Annotated in this window: 17 protein-coding genes (1 of these 17 running past the window's edge); 8 read left to right on the top strand and 9 right to left on the bottom strand. The window is 68.9% G+C overall.

Translation table 11 applies throughout. The features are described 5' to 3' along the window. Positions 1 to 609, bottom strand: the 5' portion of a protein-coding gene (locus IG194_RS28410; RefSeq protein ID WP_058489480.1) for an alpha/beta hydrolase. The gene continues 45 nt to the left of window position 1, outside the view; only the first 609 of its 654 coding nucleotides appear in the window; the start codon lies at positions 607 to 609; its stop codon lies beyond the left edge, outside the window. A gap of 226 nt (positions 610 to 835) precedes the next feature. On the opposite strand from IG194_RS28410, the gene IG194_RS28405 reads away from it, so the two are divergent. Both IG194_RS28405 and IG194_RS28400 read left to right on the top strand, forming a co-directional pair. Beyond that, positions 836 to 2,545: an amidase gene (locus tag IG194_RS28405; RefSeq protein WP_058489479.1), complete on the top strand. Its 1,710-nt coding sequence runs from the start codon at positions 836 to 838 to the stop codon at positions 2,543 to 2,545. Between the two features lie 671 nt (positions 2,546 to 3,216). Next, positions 3,217 to 5,391, top strand: coding sequence for a TonB-dependent siderophore receptor (locus IG194_RS28400; RefSeq protein ID WP_082996251.1), 2,175 nt, complete (start codon positions 3,217 to 3,219; stop codon positions 5,389 to 5,391). A gap of 468 nt (positions 5,392 to 5,859) precedes the next feature. Here the strand turns inward: IG194_RS28400 and IG194_RS28395 are convergent, their stop codons facing one another. Together IG194_RS28395 and IG194_RS28390 are read right to left on the bottom strand one after the other, a co-directional pair. After that, complete coding sequence (locus tag IG194_RS28395) at positions 5,860 to 6,510, bottom strand: cell wall hydrolase (protein ID WP_058489478.1); 651 nt, start codon at positions 6,508 to 6,510, stop codon at positions 5,860 to 5,862. 192 nt (positions 6,511 to 6,702) lie between these two features. After that, positions 6,703 to 7,485, bottom strand: a complete 783-nt coding sequence (locus tag IG194_RS28390) for an alpha/beta fold hydrolase (RefSeq protein ID WP_058489477.1) — start codon at positions 7,483 to 7,485, stop codon at positions 6,703 to 6,705. A 546-nt stretch (positions 7,486 to 8,031) separates the two neighbouring features. On the opposite strand from IG194_RS28390, the gene IG194_RS28385 reads away from it, so the two are divergent. Then, a complete protein-coding gene (locus tag IG194_RS28385) occupies positions 8,032 to 8,310 on the top strand; it encodes a hypothetical protein (protein WP_009620156.1) in 279 nt (92 codons plus the stop codon). Here IG194_RS28385 and IG194_RS28380 read toward each other — a convergent pair. Further along, positions 8,307 to 9,785 carry an MFS transporter gene (locus IG194_RS28380; RefSeq protein WP_058489476.1) on the bottom strand — a complete coding sequence of 493 codons (1,479 nt, stop codon included), beginning with the start codon at positions 9,783 to 9,785 and terminating at the stop codon, positions 8,307 to 8,309. The two genes, IG194_RS28385 and IG194_RS28380, sit on opposite strands and share 4 nt — an antisense overlap. 239 nt (positions 9,786 to 10,024) lie before the next feature. Here IG194_RS28380 and IG194_RS28375 point away from each other — a divergent pair, with 239 nt between their 5' ends. Next, positions 10,025 to 10,246, top strand: a complete 222-nt coding sequence (locus IG194_RS28375) for a DUF1654 domain-containing protein (RefSeq protein WP_058489475.1) — start codon at positions 10,025 to 10,027, stop codon at positions 10,244 to 10,246. A gap of 18 nt (positions 10,247 to 10,264) precedes the next feature. Here the strand turns inward: IG194_RS28375 and IG194_RS28370 are convergent, their stop codons facing one another. Then, entirely contained in the window at positions 10,265 to 10,474 is a 210-nt protein-coding gene (locus IG194_RS28370; RefSeq protein WP_058489474.1) for a DUF6434 domain-containing protein, read from the bottom strand. 453 nt (positions 10,475 to 10,927) lie between these two features. Here IG194_RS28370 and IG194_RS28365 point away from each other — a divergent pair, with 453 nt between their 5' ends. Continuing rightward, the gene (locus IG194_RS28365) at positions 10,928 to 12,313 is read left to right on the top strand and encodes an NAD(P)/FAD-dependent oxidoreductase (protein WP_058489473.1); all 1,386 of its coding nucleotides are present in this window, start codon (positions 10,928 to 10,930) and stop codon (positions 12,311 to 12,313) included. Between the two features lie 19 nt (positions 12,314 to 12,332). Further along, on the top strand, positions 12,333 to 12,677 hold the full coding sequence (locus IG194_RS28360; protein WP_058489472.1) for a cupin domain-containing protein: 345 nt from the start codon (positions 12,333 to 12,335) through the stop codon (positions 12,675 to 12,677). Here IG194_RS28360 and IG194_RS28355 read toward each other — a convergent pair. Then, a complete protein-coding gene (locus IG194_RS28355) occupies positions 12,667 to 14,142 on the bottom strand; it encodes a PucR family transcriptional regulator (protein WP_058489471.1) in 1,476 nt (491 codons plus the stop codon). The genes IG194_RS28360 and IG194_RS28355 overlap by 11 nt on opposite strands. Before the next feature lie 224 nt (positions 14,143 to 14,366). Between IG194_RS28355 and IG194_RS28350 the strand changes: the two genes are divergently transcribed. Then, positions 14,367 to 15,401 (top strand): ABC transporter substrate-binding protein, encoded by a 1,035-nt coding sequence (locus IG194_RS28350; protein ID WP_043273827.1) that lies wholly within the window; start codon positions 14,367 to 14,369, stop codon positions 15,399 to 15,401. Between the two features lie 322 nt (positions 15,402 to 15,723). Here the strand turns inward: IG194_RS28350 and IG194_RS28345 are convergent, their stop codons facing one another. Then, complete coding sequence (locus tag IG194_RS28345; protein WP_141679748.1) at positions 15,724 to 16,482, bottom strand: SDR family NAD(P)-dependent oxidoreductase; 759 nt, start codon at positions 16,480 to 16,482, stop codon at positions 15,724 to 15,726. 10 nt (positions 16,483 to 16,492) lie between these two features. Continuing rightward, positions 16,493 to 17,260: an SDR family NAD(P)-dependent oxidoreductase gene (locus tag IG194_RS28340; RefSeq protein ID WP_058489470.1), complete on the bottom strand. Its 768-nt coding sequence runs from the start codon at positions 17,258 to 17,260 to the stop codon at positions 16,493 to 16,495. A gap of 198 nt (positions 17,261 to 17,458) precedes the next feature. On the opposite strand from IG194_RS28340, the gene IG194_RS28335 reads away from it, so the two are divergent. Then, positions 17,459 to 18,397 (top strand): LysR substrate-binding domain-containing protein, encoded by a 939-nt coding sequence (locus IG194_RS28335; RefSeq protein ID WP_058489469.1) that lies wholly within the window; start codon positions 17,459 to 17,461, stop codon positions 18,395 to 18,397. 84 nt (positions 18,398 to 18,481) lie between these two features. Here the strand turns inward: IG194_RS28335 and IG194_RS28330 are convergent, their stop codons facing one another. Beyond that, positions 18,482 to 19,831 carry an MmgE/PrpD family protein gene (locus tag IG194_RS28330; RefSeq protein ID WP_058489468.1) on the bottom strand — a complete coding sequence of 450 codons (1,350 nt, stop codon included), beginning with the start codon at positions 19,829 to 19,831 and terminating at the stop codon, positions 18,482 to 18,484. Positions 19,832 to 19,888 lie beyond the last annotated feature (57 nt).

Below are 19,888 nucleotides of genomic sequence, written 5' to 3'. Positions count from 1 at the left end.
GTCCACCGCGCGGTCCAGGCAGCCCTTGAAGAAGTGGTTGGCGCCGGCGAACAGGGTGACCGGGCGCTGTTCGGGCCGCGCCCAGTCCAGCAGATTGGCCAGCGGCGCCATTTCATCGGCCTCGCCGTGCAATAGAAGGCAGTCCGCCGGCAGCGCCATGGGTTCGTAGTGCCGGCCGCCGGGCACCGTGCCCACCGGCAGGCCCATCAGTACCACGGCCTCGGCCGGCTGCGCCAGGTCGCGGGCGGTGCGGGCAAACACGTAGGCGCCGAAGGAAAAGCCCACCAGCGCCAGCGGCAGGTCCGGGTAGCGCTCGCGCAGATAGGCAGCCACCGCCTGGCTGTCCTGCGCCTCGCCGATGCCCTCGGCGTACTCGCCCTCGGTACCGTCCACCCCACGGAAGCTCGGGCGCACCGCCAGCCAGCCGGCCTTGCTCAGGCGCCGCGCCAGGGTCAGCGGCACCAGGTGCCGTGGGCTGCCGCCGAGCAGCGGCTGCGGGTGGCTGACCATGGCTACGCCGCGGGGCGGGCCGGCCGGGGCGTCGATGAGCAGTTGGATCCGGCCTGCCGGGCCATCGATCAGCAGCGGGTTGCGGTCTTCATCGGGCATCGCGGTGTTCTCGTTCATAAAGCGGGCGGCCAGGGTACTGCAGGCGGGCTCAGGAGCACGAGCGGATGACGGCAGCCGCCGGTCCCCGCCACTGATACACTGATCAACTGCCGCCGGCCCAGTGCCCGGCGGCCTGCCCCGGAAACCGGGGTGCCGAACAAGAAGTGAACGAGGACAGTATGAAAGCCGATTTCGCGACCACCCACCTGCAAGCGGCGGTGACAGCATGATCGAGGTAACCGAGGTTTCCATTGCCGAGCTGCGCGACGCGCTCGAGTCCGGCCGCATCACCGCGGTCGAGCTGGTCAAGGCCTATCTCGCGCGGATCGACGCCTACGACGGCGCCGACACCCCCACCGCGCTGAACGCGGTCGTGGTGCGCAACCCCGATGCGCTGGCGGAAGCCGAGGCGTCCGACGCGCGCCGCGCCCGGGGCGAGACGCTGGGCCCGCTGGACGGCATCCCCTACACCGCCAAGGACAGCTACCTGGTGAAGGGCCTGACCGCGGCTTCCGGCAGCCCGGCCTTCAAGGACCTGGTGGCCTACCGCGACGCCTTCACCATCGAACGCCTGCGCGCCGCCGGCGCCATCTGCCTGGGCAAGACCAACATGCCGCCCATGGCCAACGGCGGCATGCAGCGCGGCGTGTATGGCCGCGCCGAAAGCCCCTACAACGCCGCCTACCTCACCGCGCCCTTCGCCTCCGGTTCGTCCAACGGCGCGGGCACGGCCACCGCGGCCAGCTTCTGCGCCTTCGGCCTGGCCGAGGAAACCTGGTCCAGCGGCCGCGGCCCGGCCTCGAATAACGGCCTGTGCGCCTACACCCCGTCGCGCGGGGTGATCTCGGTGCGCGGCAACTGGCCGCTGACGCCGACCATGGACGTGGTGGTGCCCTACGCCCGGACCATGGCCGACCTGCTGGAAGTGCTGGACGCGGTGGTGGCCGAGGACGCCGACAAACGCGGCGACCTGTGGCGCCTGCAACCCTGGGTGCCGATCCCCGACGTCGCCTCGGTGCGCCCGGCGTCCTACCTGGAACTGGCCGCCAAGGCCGACGCCCTGACCGGCAAGCGCCTCGGCGTGCCGCGCATGTTCATCAACAAGGATGAAGCGGCCGGCACCAGCGAGAACCCCGGCATCGGTGGCCCGACCGGGCAGCGCATCCACACCCGGCCCTCGGTGATCGCCCTCTGGGAACAGGCCCGCAAGGCCCTGGAAGCGGCCGGCGCCGAAGTGGTCGAGGTGGACTTCCCGCTGGTTTCCAACTGCGAGGGCGACCGCCCCGGCGCGCCGACGGTGTTCAACCGCGGCATCGTCTCCAAGGAGTTCCTCCACGACGAGCTGTGGGAGCTGAGCGGCTGGGCCTTCGACGACTTCCTGCGGGCCAACGGCGATCCCAAACTGAACCGCCTGGCCGACGTGCAGGGCGAGCTGATCTTCCCCCACGACCCCGGCACCCTGCCCAACCGCGAGGGCGACCTCGCCGCCGGCATGGACGAATACGTGCGCATGGCCCAGCGCGGCATCAAGCCCTGGGACCAGATCGCCACCCTGCCCGATGGCCTGCGCGGCCTGGAGAAGACGCGCAAGCTCGACCTGGAAGACTGGATGGACGAACTCGGCCTCGACGCCGTGCTCTTCCCCACCGTGGCCGACGTGGGCCCGGCGGACGCCGACGTCAACCCGGCCTCGGCGGACATCGCCTGGAGCAACGGCGTGTGGGTCGCCAACGGCAACCTCGCCATCCGCCACCTGGGCGTGCCCACGGTGACGGTGCCCATGGGCGTGATGGCGGACATCGGCATGCCGGTGGGCCTGACCTTCGCCGGCCGCGCCTACGACGACTCGGCCCTGCTGCGCTTCGCCGCGGCCTTCGAGTCGACCGGCAAGCGCCGCATCGTCCCGCCGCGCACCCCGCCGCTGGCGCACGGCTGACGAGACCACGGGCAGGCTTCCGACACCTGGGCACCTCACCCAACGGCTACCTGCGGTACGCGCTGCAAGTAGCGCCATGTAAGGCGCATGGGTCGCCGACCTGCCCCACACCAAACGCCTACGACATTCCCCCTCAGCCGGAAATGAAAGCCCGGTCGCAGGAAGAATCCTCCTCTGCCGACAGCGCGTAGGGCGAATAACCGTTCGCGGTTATCCGCAGCTGGCCGGAGCACCGATGTCCGACGACTTGCATGGCCGGTGGCCGATCGCGGACGGAGTCCTACGATTCCAGGAAGCACGGCTTTTCGTAGGATGGTGTTGAGCGAAGCGATACCCATCACCACGGCAGCATGGGTATCGCAAGCTCAACCCATCCTACGAAGAGCACCTCGGCGCAAGACGGTTGCTCCTACATTGCAGGTGGGCACGGCTCCTACGTCCGTGCCCCTCCCGGACTCCGTCCGCGATGATCCCTCCCTGGAAACAGCCGCCCCTCAAGGCCACCTTGGTGACAATCTGTAAATGCTAATTGTTTTTATTTACAACATATTTACCTTTCCTTACCATTTTGCCGGCGGAGAAATCCCTCTCCGATTTCCTACGTAAACAAGAATCGCAGCCGGCCTCTGCCACGGCCTCATGCGGCTTACATCCGACCAGGACCCTGCAAAATGAGACAAGTAGTATCCAGCGCCCTGTTGCTAAGCCTCTCCGCCCTCCCCCTGGCCATCCAGGCCGCGGCCAAGGATGACCGTGTGGACCTGGGCGCCACCGAGGTGCTCGGTACCCAGGACCCCGCCGCAGCCGCCACCACCGAAGGCAGCGGCTCCTACACCACCAAGGCCATGCGCACCTCGACCAAGATCCCCATGTCGATCCGCGAGACGCCGCAGTCGGTCAGCGTGGTGACCCGCCAGCGCATGGACGACCAGGGCATGAACGACCTCAACGACGCGGTGAAGGGCGTCACCGGCCTGACCGTCCAGCAGTACGGCCCGGCGCGGGTGAGCTACGCCTCGCGCGGCTTCGACGTCGACAACATCATGTACGACGGCCTGCCCACCAGCATCTCCACCTACACCCAGGACGTGATCTCCGCGGCGGACCTCGCGATGTTCGACCGCGTCGAAGTGGTGCGCGGCGCCACCGGCCTGATGCAGGGCGCCGGCAACCCGGCGGCGGCCATCAACATGGTGCGCAAGCGCCCCACCCAGGACTTCCACATGAGCCTGGAGGGCAGCGCCGGCACTTGGGACCGCTACCGCAGCGAGGCCGACGTCTCCGGCCCGCTGAACAGCGAAGGCACCCTGCGCGGCCGCGCCGTGATGGCCTACCAGACCAAGGACAGCTTCCAGGACTACGTCAGCAGCGAGCGCGGCGTGCTCTACGGCATCACCGAGGCCGACCTGAGCCCGGACACCACCCTGGCCATCGGCGCCTCCTACCAGGACGACAACCGCAACGACAACTGGGTGGGCCTGCCCGCCCCGCTGGGCGGCCGCCACCTGGACCTGAAGCGCTCCGACTACTACGGCGCCGACTGGTCCTACTGGGATACCAAGACCACCCACCTGTTCAGCGACCTGACCCACCGCTTCGACAACGGCTGGCAGATGAAGCTGGCGGCCGACAAGCTGTGGGCACGCATCAACATGCTCGGCCTGTACAACAGCTGCTACTACACCCAGGACTGCCCGACCATGACCCAGGGTGCCGGCAAGTACGACTACACCGACGACCACGAGAGCTACGACGCCTTCGCCAACGGCCCCTTCCAGCTGCTGGGCCGCGAACACGAGCTGGTGGTGGGCGCCAGCTACCGCCAGGAGCGCTTCGACGGCCACGGCGGCTGGGGCGACCTGTTCAAGAAGGATGGCACACCGCTGGGGGAAATGGACCCGACCCAGTGGGACCCGACCTCGACCCTCAAGCCGAGCATCGACATGAACCTCTGGGGCATGAAGCTCGACCAGGAGCAGAAAGGCACCTACGTCACCACCCGGCTGAACATCGCCGACCCGCTCAAGGTGATCCTCGGCGGCCGCCTGGACTGGTACGAGGCCGACGCCCACGGCGACACCGACGTCTTCAAGGTCACCCGCAAGGTCACCCGCTACGCCGGGGTGATCTACGACCTCAACGACACCTACTCGGTCTATGCCAGCTACACCGACATCTTCAAGCCCCAGGACACGCTGGATGCCACCGGCAACGTGCTCACCCCCATCACCGGCAAGAACTACGAGATCGGCCTGAAGGGCGAGCACTTCGGCGGCGCGCTGAACTCGCAGATCGCGCTGTTCCAGGTGGACCAGGAAAACCGCGCCACCGACGACACCAGCAGCCCCAACCCGTGCCCGGCCAACCCCAGCTCCTTCGACTACTGCCAGCGCGCCTCCGGCAAGGTCCGCAGCCAGGGCGTGGACATGGAACTGAGCGGCGAGCTGAGCGAAGGCTGGCAGGCGATGGTGGGCTACACCTACGTCGACGCGAAGTACAAGCATGACGCCGACGAATCCAACGTCGGCAAGCCCTTCGACCCGAGCAAGCCGCGCCACCTGTTCAAGCTGGCCAGCACCTATACCCTGCCGGGCGACCTGCACAAATGGCGCGTGGGCGGCAACCTGACCACCCAGAGCAAGACCGAAGATACGGAAACCGGCTTCCAGCAGGGCGGCTACACCGTGGTCGACGCCATGCTCGGCTACAAGGTCAGCGAGAACATCGACACCCGCGTCAACTTCAACAACATCTTCGACAAGTACTATTACAGCGGCATCAGCTTCGGCAACCTGAACTACGGCGAGCCGCGCAACCTGATGTTCAGCGTCAAGTACTCCATGTAACGCCCCTGGAGCACCGTAGGAGCAACTGCCTAGCAGGCTGCGCCGAGGTGCTCTTCGTAGGATCGAGGGGGACGCCTGGTTCTTGCTCGCGAACAGACTCCGCTACGGGGCTTGCTCGCGAGCAAGCTCGCTCCTACGAGAAGCCGTGCCCGCTCGTACCCTAATCCACGATCACCAATACACGCCGGCCAACCCCTTGCACCCTCCCTGTAGGAGCGGGCCCTGCCCGCGAATCGCGCGCAGGGCGCGCTCCTACATGGGAATGGCAGGGGTATGAGACTCCGTCCGCGGTCACCGACACACGCCGGCCTGCCGGCCGGATCGCGGATGAATCCGCTCCTACGGTTTGCCCCTGTACCGAGGTGCTTTTCGTAGGATGGGTTGAGCTTGCGAAACCCATGCGGCCGTGGCGATGGGTATCGCTTCGCTCAACCCATCCTACGGGCCCGGCAAGACCGCCGCTCCCGCTCACGGCCGCCGTCCCGCCCCGCTGCGGGCTATCGGCTCGCCGCCCAGGCGCGGTTTGTAGAACAGGAAATGCTCGGTCCGCGCCGTCCTCAGGTAGGTCCTCGCCCAGGACGGCCTGACGTGGCGGTCGTGGAAGTACAGCGCGCCGTCGGTGCGATCGGGCAACTGGCGGTTGAGCGCCTTGCGCGCTATGTCGCGGGCCAGGTCGTAGCGCTTTTCCTCCACCACCTGGTCGGGGCGGCCGTCGCACCACCAGGAGAACTGGCAGCTCTTGCTCTCCGAGCCCTGCTTGACCACGGCGCAGACGGTATCGGGGAAGTCCTTGCTGGCCACCCGGTTCATCACCACGTTGGCCACCGCCTCCATGTCCCCGCGCGATGCGCCCTTGGCCTCCCAGTAGACGGAGCGGGCCAGGCAGGTGATGGCGTCGTCCAGCGGCGCCTCCCCGGCCGGGTCCACGGCGCGGGCCTCGCTGCGGGTGATGGGCCTGACCTGGGCGGCCGTGCCGCTCGCCCCCTGCTCGGCCGCCTGCTCCTCGAGCACCTCGGCCTTGTTCTCCGCCACCGCGGCCTTCTGCCCGAGCGGCCCGGCGAATGCCGGGGCGCCGAACAGCAAGGCGACGATGCACGCTACCCGGACTGTCCAGCGCATGATCGACCTCACTCGCCGGCACCTGGCGCGCCACGCCTGTTCGCGGCGCTGCCGGCCGGCCTCGCTCGGTTCTGTAGACCGCCGCGCTGGCGGATCATTCATATTGATTCCGCCACAGCCCACGGCTGGCGCGGCCTGTAACGCAACGGCGGGTGTCAGCGAGGGCTCTGGCACGGTTCTCGCCGGCCTCGCTCAGCCCAGGAAGGCGCACACCTGCGCCAGCACCTCGGCGGCCTTCTGCCGGTGCGGAACATGGCCGCAGTCCGCCAGCAACTTCATGGTGGCGGGCCCGGCGGCGCGGGCGACGAAACGCTCGGGGTGGCGGGCCGAGCCGAACTCGTCCTGCTCGCCGTGCAGGCACAGCAGCGGGCATTGCAGGCGCGCCAGCTGGGCATCCAGGTTCCAGTCGCCGAAGGCATCGGACAGCCAGGTATCCACCCAGGCCCGCAATACCCAGTGCGCCTTGTCGCCGTGGTATTTCGCCAGGCGTTCCAGTCCGCCCGGCCGGGCGAAGTCGCGCTCGGCGGCGCGGATGCCTTCCAGGGTACGGTCTTCGACGAAGGCCTGGGCCGACTCCAGCACCAACGCCTCGCAAGCCGTGCCGAAGGCCGCGGCGCAGCCCACCGCCATGCCGCCGCCAACGCTGTGGCCGAAGGCGACGAAGCGCTCGAAGCCCAGTTGTTCGCGCAGCGCGGAGAAGCCCTGCCGCGCCTCGTCCTCGACGAAGCCCCGCGCCAGCGTCCCCGGATGGGCGTCGGACTGGCCGAAGCCCAGGCGGTCGTAGGCGATCACCTCGCGCCCGCTGGCCCGCGCCAGTTGCTCGGGGAGTTCGCGCCACAGCGCCACGCAGCCCAGGGAGTCGTGGAACAGCACGATGGGCGCCGCGGCGCCGCCCCCAGTCGGCGTCCAGCGCCGGGCGAAGAGCCGGCCGAGCGGCGTGTCGATCCAGTGTTCGCGGGTGCTGACCGCTGTCATGGGGGCTTCCTCTGCTGCTCCGGTGGCCGGCCACTGCCCGGCGGGGGAGCGGCGCGCTGAAGGGATTCGCTTTTAGGCCGGCAGCGGCCGGAATGCAACCCCGGCGACGTACGGCCGAGTGGGAAACCACCGGCAGGTCAATACTGGTGAACATGCCCTGCCCTGCGCGGTAGTCGATCATCCGGCCATGCGGAGCAGCGGCTCCGTCGGCGAAGCGCAGCGGCCACGCGGCCCCATGGGCCGCCACGCCTGACCGCCGGGCAAGACTTTGTGAACTCCTGCGAACGGGCAGCCTCGACTGTTCAGCTCTTACCGGGGAGGCGCGGGCCATGAATACCTTTTTCATCCTGCTGATCATCGCCGTGGCGGCCCTCATCATCATCATGGACCTGGGCCACCGCTAGGGTGCCAGCAGCGGACGGCAGCACCCATGGCGGCTCGCAGGGCCGCCGGGCAGACGTGGCCGTCTCGCCGGCACAGGGCGAAAACACCAGGGACGGCCCTGCGAAGCACATCCCACTCCACCTACCGACAGGAAATCGAACAATGAGCCCGGAGCGCATCGCCGAAATCCTCGAGCAATACCTGCCGTTCTACGAATGCCGCATTTCGCGGGAGGCGGACGGCCAGCTCACCCTCCACTTCGACAGCCGAGTCACCACCCGAACGCACTTCACCATCCCCGGCGTACAGCCCGAACTGATCACCAGCGAACCGGCCGTGCGCGCGCTCAGCCGCGCCCTGGGCAACGAGTTCGCCCTGGTGCGCGCCGGCCAGCGCCGCGCACCGCAGGTCGCCGCCTTCGGCCTGCACCAGGGTCGCTAGCGAGGGATCTTCGCCCGCCCCGGAGCGCCGTCCTCCTGCGCCGCCAGCGACAGCGGCGGCGCCACGGCCTCCAGGGCGCGGCGCTCGGCCGCCACGCCCCAGCGCGCCTGCACCAGCCCGGCGAACACCATCAGCCCGGCGCCTATCCCGTAGCCGATGAACAGGTTCTGCCGGCTGGCCGTCTCGATCAGTTGGCCGAACAGCAGCGGCCCGGCGATGCCGCCCAGGCCGGTGCCCAGGGCATAGAACACGGCGATGGCCAGGGCGCGGATCTCCAGCGGGAAGGTCTCGGCCACCGTCAGGTAGGCCGAGCTGGCCGCGGCCGAGGCGAAGAAGAAGATCAGCGTCCAGGCCAGGGTCTGCTGCGTCGCGTCCAGCCAGCCGCGCAGGAACAGGTAGCCGCTGGCCAGCAGCAACACGCCGGAGATGAGATAGGTGGCGCTGATCATCACCCGCCGCCCCACCACGTCGAACAGCCGCCCCAGCAACAGCGGCCCGCAGAAATTGCCCAGGGCGAAGGGCAGGATGTACCAGCCGACCCGCTCCCCCGGCACGCCATAGAACTCGCCCAGCACCAGCGCATAGGTGAAGAAGATGGCGTTGTAGAAAAAGGCCTGGGCGGCCAGCAGCGTCAATCCGACCAGCGAGCGACGCAGGTGCCGGCGCAACAGCGTGGCGGCCACCTCCCCCAGCGGCGTGTGGTGACGCCCGCGCAGGCACAGCGCCTGGCCAGGCGCCACCGGCGCCAGCACGTGCCCCTGGGCGCGCAGCTGCGCCTCCAGGCCCTCGACGATGCGCCTGGCCGCCTCGGGGCGCTGGTGGATCAGCAGCCAGCGCGGGCTTTCCGGCAGCCACAGGCGCATCGCCAGGATCACCAGGCCCAGCGCCGCGCCGATGCCGAAGCACAGCCGCCAGCCCAGGTCGCCGCCGACCCGCTGCGGGTCCAGCAACACCAGGGAACCCAGCGCGCCCAGCGCCGTGCCCACCCAGAAGGTGCCGTTGATGGCGAGGTCCACCCAGCCGCGGAAGCGCGCCGGGGTGAACTCCTGGATGGTCGAATTGATGGCCGAGTACTCACCGCCGATGCCCGCCCCGGTGAGGAAGCGAAACAGCAGGAAGCTCCACAGGTTCCAGGAGAAGGCCGTGGCCGCCGTGGCGCCGACATAGACGAACAGGGTGGCGAAGAACAGGCGGCGGCGGCCGAGCCGGTCCGCCAGCCAGCCGAACAGCAGCGCCCCCAGCACCGCGCCGGCGATGTAGACGCCGCCGGCCAGGCCGACCCCGGCATTGTCCAGGCGCAGCGCCGGGCTGGCCTTCAGGGCGCCGGCCACCGCGCCGGCCAGGGTCACCTCCAGCCCGTCCAGCAGCCAGGTGATGCCCAGCGCCACCACCAGCCGGCTGTGGAAGCGCCCCCAGGGCAGGCGGTCCAGCCGCGCGGGCAGGTCGGTGCGGTACACGGGGGCGGGCGTGCTCATGCGGCCGTCCTCTTCTTCCTCCTGGCTGCTAACAGCGCAGCGGCCCATGGCTGGCCACTGCGCCCTGTGCAGGTAGGGCCGCTGCGGCGCGCGGGAGTTCAGTGCAAACGCAGGCGCGCGCGCCCACCCCCACGCCGGTGATCTTCTCGTCGTCGGAGAGGCTTTACAGCAATACTGTATGCACATACAGTATTTTCCACAGAGCCAATCAGCCACTTCCCAGACGCCAGGGGGACACCATGCACGCCGATACCTACCAGCAGCTCGCCGCCCGGGTTAACGCCCAGATCGCCGCCCACGACGCCCGCCAGCGCCCCGGCCTGACCCTGCAGCGCATCCCCGGCGACGACGCCAAGGCCTGGGAACGGGTGCTGATGGAACTGCGCGGCGCGGACAACCTCACCGTGCTGCCGCTGCGCGACGGCGCGGTACGCCTGGCCTGGCACAGCTGGCTGGACTGAGCCGGGGCGAACGCGCCCCTACGGGCCGTACCGCCGCAGCCATTCGTCCACCACCTCGCCCATGGTCGCCGGGGCGCCACTGCGTATCCAGGCCATGAAGGCACGCTCGAAACGAAAGCCCTCCCCGCACTGCTCGCGCAGGAAGCGGCGGACGTTCTGGGTGTTGCGGTAGCCCGGATCGACCGGGGTCTGCCGGGTGATCGGTTGGCTGTGCCAATCGAAGCGCATGGGACCACTCCCTGGTTGCGGCATGGAAGGAGTTAGCCTGACAGGATGCGGCGTGGCCAACCAGGGCCATGTCGCCATGCGTTGCGGGTGCGCTTCCGGGCAAGCGCTCCTGAACTCTCCGTCCGCAACCCGACCGCACGGCAGCCGCACCACACCTGGGCCCTGCTGGCCGGCGAGTTCATCCGCTGGTCGACCTGGGCGCGCTTACGGGGAAACGATGTGGAAGGCCCCCGTAGGATGGCGTCGAGCGAAGCGATACCCATCGCCACGGCCGCATGGGTTTCGCAAGCTCAACCCATCCTACGAAGAGCGATGAGGCTGGGGTGCCCTAGCCGCAGCGCCGGGTTCGTATGTTTGTATGAAAACCCGCCGCCAAATCGTTAGAAATGCACGATGGGTAGGCCAGCGCCGCTCGGCGAGATTATGGGAAACAACAACCCATGGGCTCTCGCCATGAAACGCTCCCTCTGGCTCCAGGAAATTGCCGACGAACTCACCCCGACCGCGCCCCTGCGGGAGGACCTCAGCGTCGACGTCGCCATCATCGGCGGCGGCTTCGTCGGGCTATGGACGGCGCTGCGCCTGCTGGAGCTCGAACCGCAGTGCCGGATCGTGATCCTCGAGCGCGACATCTGCGGCGGCGGCGCCTCGGGGCGCAACGGCGGCTTCGTGATGTCCTGGTGGCCGAAGATCAGCTCGCTGGTGGCGCAATGCGGCAAGGAAGAAGCCCTGCGCCTGGCCCGCGCCTCGGAAGCGAACATCGGCGAGATCGGCGAGTTCTGCGCGCAGCACGGCATCGACGCGCACTTCCGCCGCGGCGGCTGGCTGTGGACCGCCACCAGCGACGCCCAGCGCGGCGCCTGGAAAGGCGTGCAGCGCACCTGCGAAAGCCTGGGCGAACAGGTCTTCCGCTCGCTGCCGGACAACGAAGTGCAGCGCCGCGCCGGCTCGCGCCAGCACCTGGAAGGCGTGATCGAGGCCAGCAACGCCACCGTGCAGCCCGCCCGCCTCGCCCGCGGCCTGCGCCGGGTGGCGCTGGAGAAAGGCGTGCGGATCTTCGAGAACACGCCCGTGGACGACATCCAGCGCAGCGAACCGGCGGTGCTGCGCACGCCCTCGGGCTCGGTCACGGCGCGGCGCGTGGTGCTGGCCACCAACGCCTGGGCCGCGCAGATCCCCGAACTCAGCCGCGTCGTCCTGCCGGTCACCAGCACCATAGTGGCGACCAACCCGATCCCCCAGCGCCTGGAACAGATCGGCTGGACCGGCGGCGAGTCGATCACCGATTCGCAGCTGATGGTGGACTTCTACCGCACCACGCAGGACGGCCGCATCGCCTTCGGCAAGGGCACCGGCATGATCAACTACGCCAGCCGCATCGACGCCAGCTTCGACGACAACCCGCGGCTGAGCGAAGAGACCGAGAAAGACTTCCGCCGCACCTACCCCAACCTCGCCGACGAGCCCATCAGCCACGCCTGGTGCGGCCCCATCGACCGCACCTACGACAGCATGCCGGTGTTCGGCCACCTGGAAGGCGCGCCGCACATCTTCTACGGCATCGGCTGGAGCGGCAACGGCGTCGGCCCCAGCCGCCTGGGCGGGCGCATCCTCACCAGCCTGGTGCTGGGGCGCAACGACGAATGGAGCCGCTGCGGCCTGGTGGGGCGCCGGCCCAAGAGCTTCCCGCCGGAGCCCATCCGCTACTTCGGCGGCCTGCTGGTGCGCGGCGCGGTGCAGCGCAAGGAGGAGCAGGAAGCGCAGAACCGCAAGCCGTCCTGGCTCGACCTCAGGCTGAGCAAGTTCGCCCCCGTGGGCCTGGAAGACAAGAGCGCCTGAACAGGCAAGGAGACCTCAAATGCAGCACCTGATCCATCTGCCCGATACCGCCCGCTTCCCGCTGCCCGCCGGCGTGCCGGCCAAGGCGCCGGAAGGCACGCCGGTGGCCGAGGCCGCCACCTACGCCGCCGAAGGCCAGGGCGGCCTGCTGACCGGCGTGTGGGAATGCACGCCGGGGCGCTTCCGCCGCCAGGTCATGGAGCGCGAGTTCAGCCACTTCATCAGCGGCCACGGCTTCTTCATTCCCGACGAGGGCGAGCCCATCGAGCTGCGCGCCGGCGACGCCATCCTGTTCCCGGCGAATTGTCACGGCACCTGGGACATCCGCGAAACCCTGCGCAAGAGCTTCGTGATCATGCCTTGAGGCCGGCGATGTCCGCCGCGCGCAGGGCGATCCACAACACGGCGACGTCCTCGGTGGAATCCAGCGAGAGGCCGGTGATCTCCTCGATGCGGCGGATGCGGTAGACCAGCGTCTGGCGGTGCACGTTGAGCCGCTCGGCGGTCTTCTGCCAGGAGCGGTTCTGTTCGAGGAACACCTGCAGCGTGTGCTGCAGCTGCGCGCCCTGTTGCTGGTCGTAATCGGCCAGGGCGCCCAGGGCGCGGCGGTAGACCAGTTGGGCTTCCTCCAGGCTGGACGGCAGCCACAGCAGCTCGCCGGAAGCCCGCCCGTAGTGGGCGACCTGGCGGCTGGCCGAGGTATGCGCCAGGGCCAGGCGCGCCTCGCGCAGCGCCTCCGGGGTGCGGCCCGAGTGCCCCAGCGGGTTGGACAGCCCCAGCGGGCAGCCGAGCACCTGCTGCACCTGCTCCGCCGCCGCGTCCGAGGCCAGCAGCAGGATCAGTTCCTCGCCCTGCACGCGCGACAATAACGCCACGCCCTGCAAGTGCAGCCGCTGCGACCAGCGCCCGGGCAAATCCACCTGGCAGCGGGCGACAGCGAAGACCGCCTGGCCGACGGGGTAGCCCAGGGCGCCCAGGCGCTCGTGGGCGGGCCGCTCGCTCAGGCGCTGCTGCAACAGGTCATCCAGCAACTCCCAGCCCTGGCGCAGCAGGCGCTCATGCTCGACCTGCTGGCGCTCCAGCTCGATGCCCAGCACCGCCGTCACGTGGTGCAGCAGGCCGTAGTCGACCAGGCCGCCGCCGCAGGCGAGTATCTTGCAGGCCGGCACCGAAGGCAGCGCCATGACCAGGGCGTCGCCCTCCTCCGTCGAATGGCGGGTGACGGTGGTCGTGGTGTTCGCACGCTTGCCCAGGGCCGCCCGCCAGTGCGCCGGCAGCGGCGCCAGGCCCGCATGCCAGGGCTCCAGCGAGGCGGCGTCGAACAGGTACAGCTGCGTGCGCAAGTCCGCCGCCAGGCGCTGCAGCAGGAACTCCACGCCGACGTGGCGCAGCCCCATGCGCGCGCTTTCGTAGATGCGCGCCACCGCGCTGCGGCGCTCCTGCTCCTCCTGCTTGCTGGCGTCGATGATCGCCCGGGCGACCGCCGAGAACGGCACCGAGCTGTGCGTCAGCAGCAGCGGGAAATCCAGCTGCATGGCGGTATCGAACAGCGCTCCCATGTCGCTGGGCGCGTGCATGTTCTCGCCGATCATCAGCCCCGCCACCCGGGCCCTGGCCAGCCGCTCGATGTACTCGCGCTGCGCCGCGGCGTCGGCGGGAATGCCCAGGCCGGTGGTCATCAGCAGCTCGCCCTCGCCCAGCCATTGCGAGGGGTCGGGCAGTTCGCAGACGTGGGCCCAGCGCAGCAGCCGCCCGACGTGGCTGGCACCGCTGACCAGGCGCGTGGACAGCGCGTTGTCATCGAGGATGTCCTGAATCGAAATCGGCACGGCGCCTCCGGCAGGTGGGTTCGCAGCAGCGAATCAGAGGATCGCATCGGCCCCGGGCCGTTGAATCCATACAAAGGTATGAACCAGCTGCTGGCGAATTGTAAATCTGTCTGATGTCGCCGCGCCCGGGCCCTGGGGAAACTGGAGGTCAGGCCGCGCGCAGTCCAGCGCCCCGGCCCATTGCCCTCACCGGACATTCCCTCGACTCATCGGAGCCCATAACAATGCCAAAGTCTCTGAGCAGCGTCATCGCCCTTTCCATCGCGTGTCTTTCCACCCACGCCCTGGCCGACCTCACCGTGGCCTCCCAGGGCGGGGCGAACAAGAACGCGCAGCAGCAAGCCTACTACCAGCCCTACAGCGCGCAGACCGGCAGCCGGATCATTGCCGACGAATTCAACGGCGAGATGGCCAAGGTCAAGATCCAGGTCGACACCGGCAGCGTCTCCTGGGACGTGGTGGAGCTGGAAACGCCGGAACTGCTGCGCGCCTGCGACGAGGGGCTGCTGGAGGAGATCGGCGACGACCCGGCCATCGCCGCCCTGGCGCCCAAGCTGGTCAAGGGCGCGATCAACACCTGCGGCGCGGGCATCTTCGTCTGGTCCACGGTGCTGGCCTACAACGCCGACAAGCTCAAGACCGCGCCCACCGGCTGGGCCGACTTCTGGGACGTGAAGAAGTACCCGGGCAAGCGCGGGCTGCGCAAGGGCCCGATGTACACCCTGGAGTACGCGCTGATGGCCGACGGCGTACCGTACAAGGACATCTACGCCGTGCTCGCCACCAAGGAAGGCCAGGACCGCGCCTTCCGCAAGCTCGACGAGATCAAGCCGTACATCCAGTGGTGGGAAGCCGGCGCGCAGCCGCCGCAGTACCTGGTCTCCGGCGACGTGGTGATGAGCGCCGCGTACAACGGGCGCATCTCCGCCGTGCAGAACGAAAGCAACCTGAAGGTGGTGTGGAACGGCGGCATCTACGACATCGAGTCCTACGCCATTCCCAAGGGCGCCAAGCACGCCGAGGAAGGGCGCAAGTTCATCCGGTTCGCGCTGCAGGAGCCGCAGCAGAAGGCCTATTCCGACCACATCGCCTACGGGCCGGTGAACCTCGAGGCTGCGGCGCAGATAGCGCCTGCGCAGAGCCAGAACCTGCCCAGCGCGCCGGATAACCTGGGCAAGCAACTGGCGATGGATGCGGCCTTCTGGGCGGACCATGGGGAGCAGCTGCAGCAGCGGTTCAATGCCTGGGCGGCGCGCTGATCCTTGGGTGTGTTTGCGCCGCTTCGGCGTGCGCGGAGGTTTCTCTGGAAATCCGAATCGCGGACGGAGTCCGCTCCTACGGCCGCTCCGAGGCGCTCTTCGTAGGATGGGTTGAGCTTGCGAAACCCATGCGGTGGCGCTGATGGGTATCGCTTCGCTCAACGCCATCCTACGAAAAGCCGTGCCTCCCTGTAACCGTAGGACTCCGTCCGCTTTGGGGGGAAATATCCCAGATCACAGGCCCCGCACACTCGAAACACCACCGCACGACGCAATGAAGAAAGCCCACCGCCAAGGTGGGCTTCCCGGCGCCGCTCGCGCCTCAGAACGGCAGCGGCAGCTTGGCCGTGCGGCCGCCGTCCACGACTATCACCTGGCCGGTGATGAAGGCCGCCGCGTCGCTGGCCAGGAACACGGCGACGCCGCCGATGTCCCCGGGCTCGCCGGTGCGGCCCACCGGGTGCAGCTTCAGCAGGCCGGCGCGGGCCAGCTCGGGTTGCGGCTGGGCGTCGATGTAGGCATCGCTCAGCTCCGAGTTGATCCACCCCGGGGCGATGGCGTTGCAACGGATGCCGTCGCGCCCCAGGTCGACGGCCATGGCCCGGGTGAAGCCATGCACGCCGGCCTTGGAGCCGCAGTAGGCGGTATGCCAGGGGTTGGCGCCGATGCCTTCGATGGAGCCGATGTTGACGATGCTGCCGCCGCCGCGCCGGCGCATCTGCGGCAGCAGCGCCTTGGCCAGGAACACCGGGGCGCGCAGGTTGACGGCCATCATGCGGTCCCAGTCGTCCTCGTGCATGTCGTCCAGCGACTTCTCGAACATGAAGCCGGCATTGTTGACCAGGATGTCGGCGCCGCCGAAATGCGCCTCGACGGCGCAGGCGATGGCATAGGGCGCCTCGCGCTCGCCCAGGTCGGCCTCGCACCATGCCACCCGGGGGTTTGCGCCCAGGTCTTCATCCAGCGGCTGGCGCTGGGCGACCAGCACGCGGGCGCCGGCCTCCAGCAGCTTGTCGGTGATTCCGCGGCCGATGCCGCGTCCGCCGCCGGTCACGACGGCTACCTTGTCATTGAGCAGCATGCTGGCCTCCTCAGCCCGAAACCGGTTTGGCGCCGGTGACTTCGAGCGTTTCCGCGGCAATGTAGCGCGCCTGGTCGGAGGCCAGGAAGGCGATCACGTCGGCGATGTCCTCCGGCTCGGCGATGCGGCCCAGCGGCACGGTCCTGTTCAGTTCCTCGATGGCCTTTTGCGGGTCCAGGCCACGGCGTTCGAAGCCGCTGCGGATCATCGGCGTGTTGATCTCGTGCGGGCACACGGCATTGACGCGGATGCCGAAGGGCGCGGCGTCCCGGCCCAGGTTCTTGGTCAGCGCGGCCACCGCGCCCTTGCTGGTGCAGTAGGCGACGTGCCCGGGGCCGGGGTAGACGCCCCAGACCGACGAGGTGTTGACGATGGCCCCGCCGCCGCGGCGCTTCATGTGCGGTATCGCCGCGCGGCAGAGGAAGAACACGGCGTTCAGGTTGACGTCCAGCGCCGTGAACCACATGTCGTCGGTGGTTTCCTCGACGGTGCCGCGGGGAATGATGCCGGCATTGTTGAGCAGGATGTCGACGCCGCCGAAGCGCTCGACCGCCCGGGCGATGATCGCCTCGCAATATTCCTTCTCGCGCAGGTTGCCGGCCAGGCACTCGGCCTCGGCGCCCAGGGCGCGCGCCTCGTCGACCATGGCCTGGCAGCCCTCGGCGTTGATGTCCGAGATCATCAGGCGGGCCCCTTCGGCGGCGAACAGCCGTACCAGCGCCTGGCCCACGCCGCCGGCGCCACCGGTAATCACCACAATCTTGTTTTCGAATCGCATGGCCTTGCACCTCAGTGGGATGTGTGAGGCCGATGATCGACAGGCCGGGGGCCGGCGACAAACGACTTCTGCGCTGCATTCGATTGACTTTTGGTTAATCGAAATACCCATGAATGGAAGGAAAGCGAGAAAGCACTGCCCTGCACGCTTGAGTTTTGCTTAACTGCCCAGGCGTCTTTCCATAACGGGTGAGCCCCCATGAGCAACCTCCGGCATTCGCTGCCGCCACTGAATGCGCTGCGGACTTTCGAGGCCGCCGCCCGCCACGGCAGTTTCAAGATGGCGGCGGAGGAGCTCTACGTGACCCAGGCGGCGGTCAGCCGCCAGATCCAGGTGCTGGAGGATTTCTACGGGCTCAAGCTGTTCCTGCGCGGCAACCGCAAGGTGGAGCTCACCGACGACGGGCATGCGTTGTACCTGGCCGCGTCGTCGGCCCTGCACCACATCGCCAATGCCTCCAGCGACCTGCTGCGGCGCAACGGCCAGGATCATCTCGCCCTGATCACCACCACGGCCTTCGCCCAGCTGTGGCTGATGCCGCGGCTGAAGCAGCTGCGCGCGCAATATCCCGAACTGCAGCTGCACCTGATCAGCACCGAAGGCAACCCCGACTACCAGGAGAACTTCACCGCAGCGGTGACCCTGGGGCTGGAGGAACATCCGCGCTACGTGGCCGAGTACCTGTTTTCCGAGGAGGTGTTCCCGGTCTGCACCCCGGGCTTTCTCGAACAGCATCCCCAGGTCGCGACATTGCCGGGGCTGCTGGACGCCACCCTGCTCAACCTCAGCGCGAGCCACTGGAAGGCCAGGTTGTGGGCGCCCATCGACTGGTCGTTCTGGCTGCGGCAGTTCGGCCTGGACGTTTCCGGAAGCCGGGAGGCCATGAACTTCAGCCACTTCTCCATGCTCATGGATGCGGTGCACCAGGAGGTCGGCGTCGGCCTGGCCTGGCGCCACCTGGTCCAGCCGCAGCTGGACAGCGGCAGGCTGGTGCGCCCCCTGCAGGAAACCTACTTCGCCGACGACAGGAAGCACTACTTCGTCTGCCGCCGCGACCTGGTCGGCTCGACGGGCATCCGCATGCTCCGCGAGTGGCTGCTGGCGCAGACCCAGGCGCTGAGAAACCCGGCCCCGTAGCAGGGCGCCGCCTGGCGCTGGGCAAGGCGGCGGCCGCTGCGGTGAAGGCCATCGCTACAGACGATGGCCTCCCGGCCGCGGGGCTCAGGCGCCCTGCCCGGCCGCCTCGAACAGCAGCCCGAACAAGCCTTCGCAATCGGCGCTGGTGGGCAGCGCCGCTATCGCCCCGGCGATCTCCTGCCGGAGGGCCTCGTCCAGGGTGATGCCGGCCAGCAGGTCGAACTTGGCGCGGAACTCTTCGCGGCTCATGGCTGTAGCGGGGTCGCCCTTGGCCGCGGTCACCGGGCTGGTGAACACCTGGCCGTCCTTGAGCGACACCGAGACCCGCGAAAGGATCTCGTTGGGGAAGCGCGCGGAAAGCTCGTCGCTTTCGACGATGTCGACGCGCTGGCTGACGGCCAGGATGTCCGAGGCGTGCACCGCGTCCCCGGTCACCTCCAGCGGCCCCACCTGGCCACGCACGGCCAGGGCCGCCAGCGGGAAGGCCAGGGCGTACTGCGCCTCGTCGGCGTTGGCCGGTGTGTGCCCCTGCAAACGCATGGATTCGTGGAAGGTCTGCACCTTGATGCGCTCGATGTTCTCGCCGCGGATCTGCGGGTGCTCGGCCATCAGTGCAGTCAGCGCGGTCAGCGCCGGCTGGGCCCAGCGGCACACCGGCCAGGGCTTGAAGTACTGGGCGTCGATCTCCCAGCGCTGGCCCAGGTCGCGCCAGTGGCCGGCGACCTCGTCGAACTCGACCGTCTCGGCCGGGGCCCCGGTGACGCCGGCCTCGGCCAGCAGCAGCGCGTTGAGGCCGGCGAAAGCGCCGGCGCCGTGGGCGTCCCGCAGCATGGAGGGGTGGTCCACCAGGCGCATCATCGGGCAGCGCGGGCCGAAGTATTCGGCAATGCCCAGGGCGTGGCGCAACTGCTGTTCGTCGAAGCCCAGCAGGCGCGCGCCGCCACACACCACGCCGATGCCGGAGAACGCGCCCGAGGCGTGGTATTGCGGCGCCGTGGCCATGAGCGCGGCGCCGGCGCGCAGGGCGGTTTCGTAGCCGATGGTCAGGGCGCTGAGCAGTTCCGCGCCGCTGATGCTCCGGCCCTGCTGGCGGCAGGCGTCCACCAGCGCCAGCAGCGCCGGCACCACGGTGGCGCCGGCATGGCCCTTGGAGGTGAAGTGGCCTTCGTGGGCATCCAGGCTGTCGACGCAGAAGCCGCCGGCCCAGGCCGCGCCCAGCGGGTGCACCGCGCGGCCGTCGAACAGCAGGCGGCTGGACAGCACGCCCGCCGGGTAGTGGTTCAAGGCATACCGGCGCAGCGCCTGGCTGGTGGCGTTGTCGCGGGCGCCGGCGGCGACGCCGAGGATGTCCAGCAGGCAGGTCTGCATGAGTTCGCGGGTGTGCGCGGGCGCCTGCTCGAAGCGGAATTCACGAACGAACGAATAGAGCGACATGTGGGGCTCCACAGACGGGGATCGGGAATCGGAGGAACGGGTGCCCGGCGGCGGGCA

The sequence above is a fragment of the Pseudomonas sp. ADPe genome (assembly GCF_014843515.1).
GTDB lineage: Bacteria > Pseudomonadota > Gammaproteobacteria > Pseudomonadales > Pseudomonadaceae > Pseudomonas > Pseudomonas citronellolis.
The sequence above is the reverse complement of the archived record's forward strand: the minus strand, read 5'-3'. Positions and strand labels throughout refer to the sequence as shown.

Excerpts from the sequence above, each read along its gene's own strand:
- IG194_RS28405 (WP_058489479.1), top strand. The coding sequence starts at position 836 with ATGATCGAGGTAACCGAGGTTTCCATTGCCGAGCTGCGCGACGCGCTC.
- IG194_RS28400 (WP_082996251.1), top strand. The coding sequence starts at position 3,217 with ATGAGACAAGTAGTATCCAGCGCCCTGTTGCTAAGCCTCTCCGCCCTC.
- IG194_RS28395 (WP_058489478.1), bottom strand. The coding sequence starts at position 6,510 with ATGCGCTGGACAGTCCGGGTAGCGTGCATCGTCGCCTTGCTGTTCGGC.
- IG194_RS28390 (WP_058489477.1), bottom strand. The coding sequence starts at position 7,485 with ATGACAGCGGTCAGCACCCGCGAACACTGGATCGACACGCCGCTCGGC.
- IG194_RS28385 (WP_009620156.1), top strand. The coding sequence starts at position 8,032 with ATGAGCCCGGAGCGCATCGCCGAAATCCTCGAGCAATACCTGCCGTTC.
- IG194_RS28380 (WP_058489476.1), bottom strand. The coding sequence starts at position 9,785 with ATGAGCACGCCCGCCCCCGTGTACCGCACCGACCTGCCCGCGCGGCTG.
- IG194_RS28375 (WP_058489475.1), top strand. The coding sequence starts at position 10,025 with ATGCACGCCGATACCTACCAGCAGCTCGCCGCCCGGGTTAACGCCCAG.
- IG194_RS28370 (WP_058489474.1), bottom strand. The coding sequence starts at position 10,474 with ATGCGCTTCGATTGGCACAGCCAACCGATCACCCGGCAGACCCCGGTC.
- IG194_RS28365 (WP_058489473.1), top strand. The coding sequence starts at position 10,928 with ATGAAACGCTCCCTCTGGCTCCAGGAAATTGCCGACGAACTCACCCCG.
- IG194_RS28360 (WP_058489472.1), top strand. The coding sequence starts at position 12,333 with ATGCAGCACCTGATCCATCTGCCCGATACCGCCCGCTTCCCGCTGCCC.
- IG194_RS28350 (WP_043273827.1), top strand. The coding sequence starts at position 14,367 with ATGCCAAAGTCTCTGAGCAGCGTCATCGCCCTTTCCATCGCGTGTCTT.
- IG194_RS28345 (WP_141679748.1), bottom strand. The coding sequence starts at position 16,482 with ATGCTGCTCAATGACAAGGTAGCCGTCGTGACCGGCGGCGGACGCGGC.
- IG194_RS28340 (WP_058489470.1), bottom strand. The coding sequence starts at position 17,260 with ATGCGATTCGAAAACAAGATTGTGGTGATTACCGGTGGCGCCGGCGGC.
- IG194_RS28335 (WP_058489469.1), top strand. The coding sequence starts at position 17,459 with ATGAGCAACCTCCGGCATTCGCTGCCGCCACTGAATGCGCTGCGGACT.
- IG194_RS28330 (WP_058489468.1), bottom strand. The coding sequence starts at position 19,831 with ATGTCGCTCTATTCGTTCGTTCGTGAATTCCGCTTCGAGCAGGCGCCC.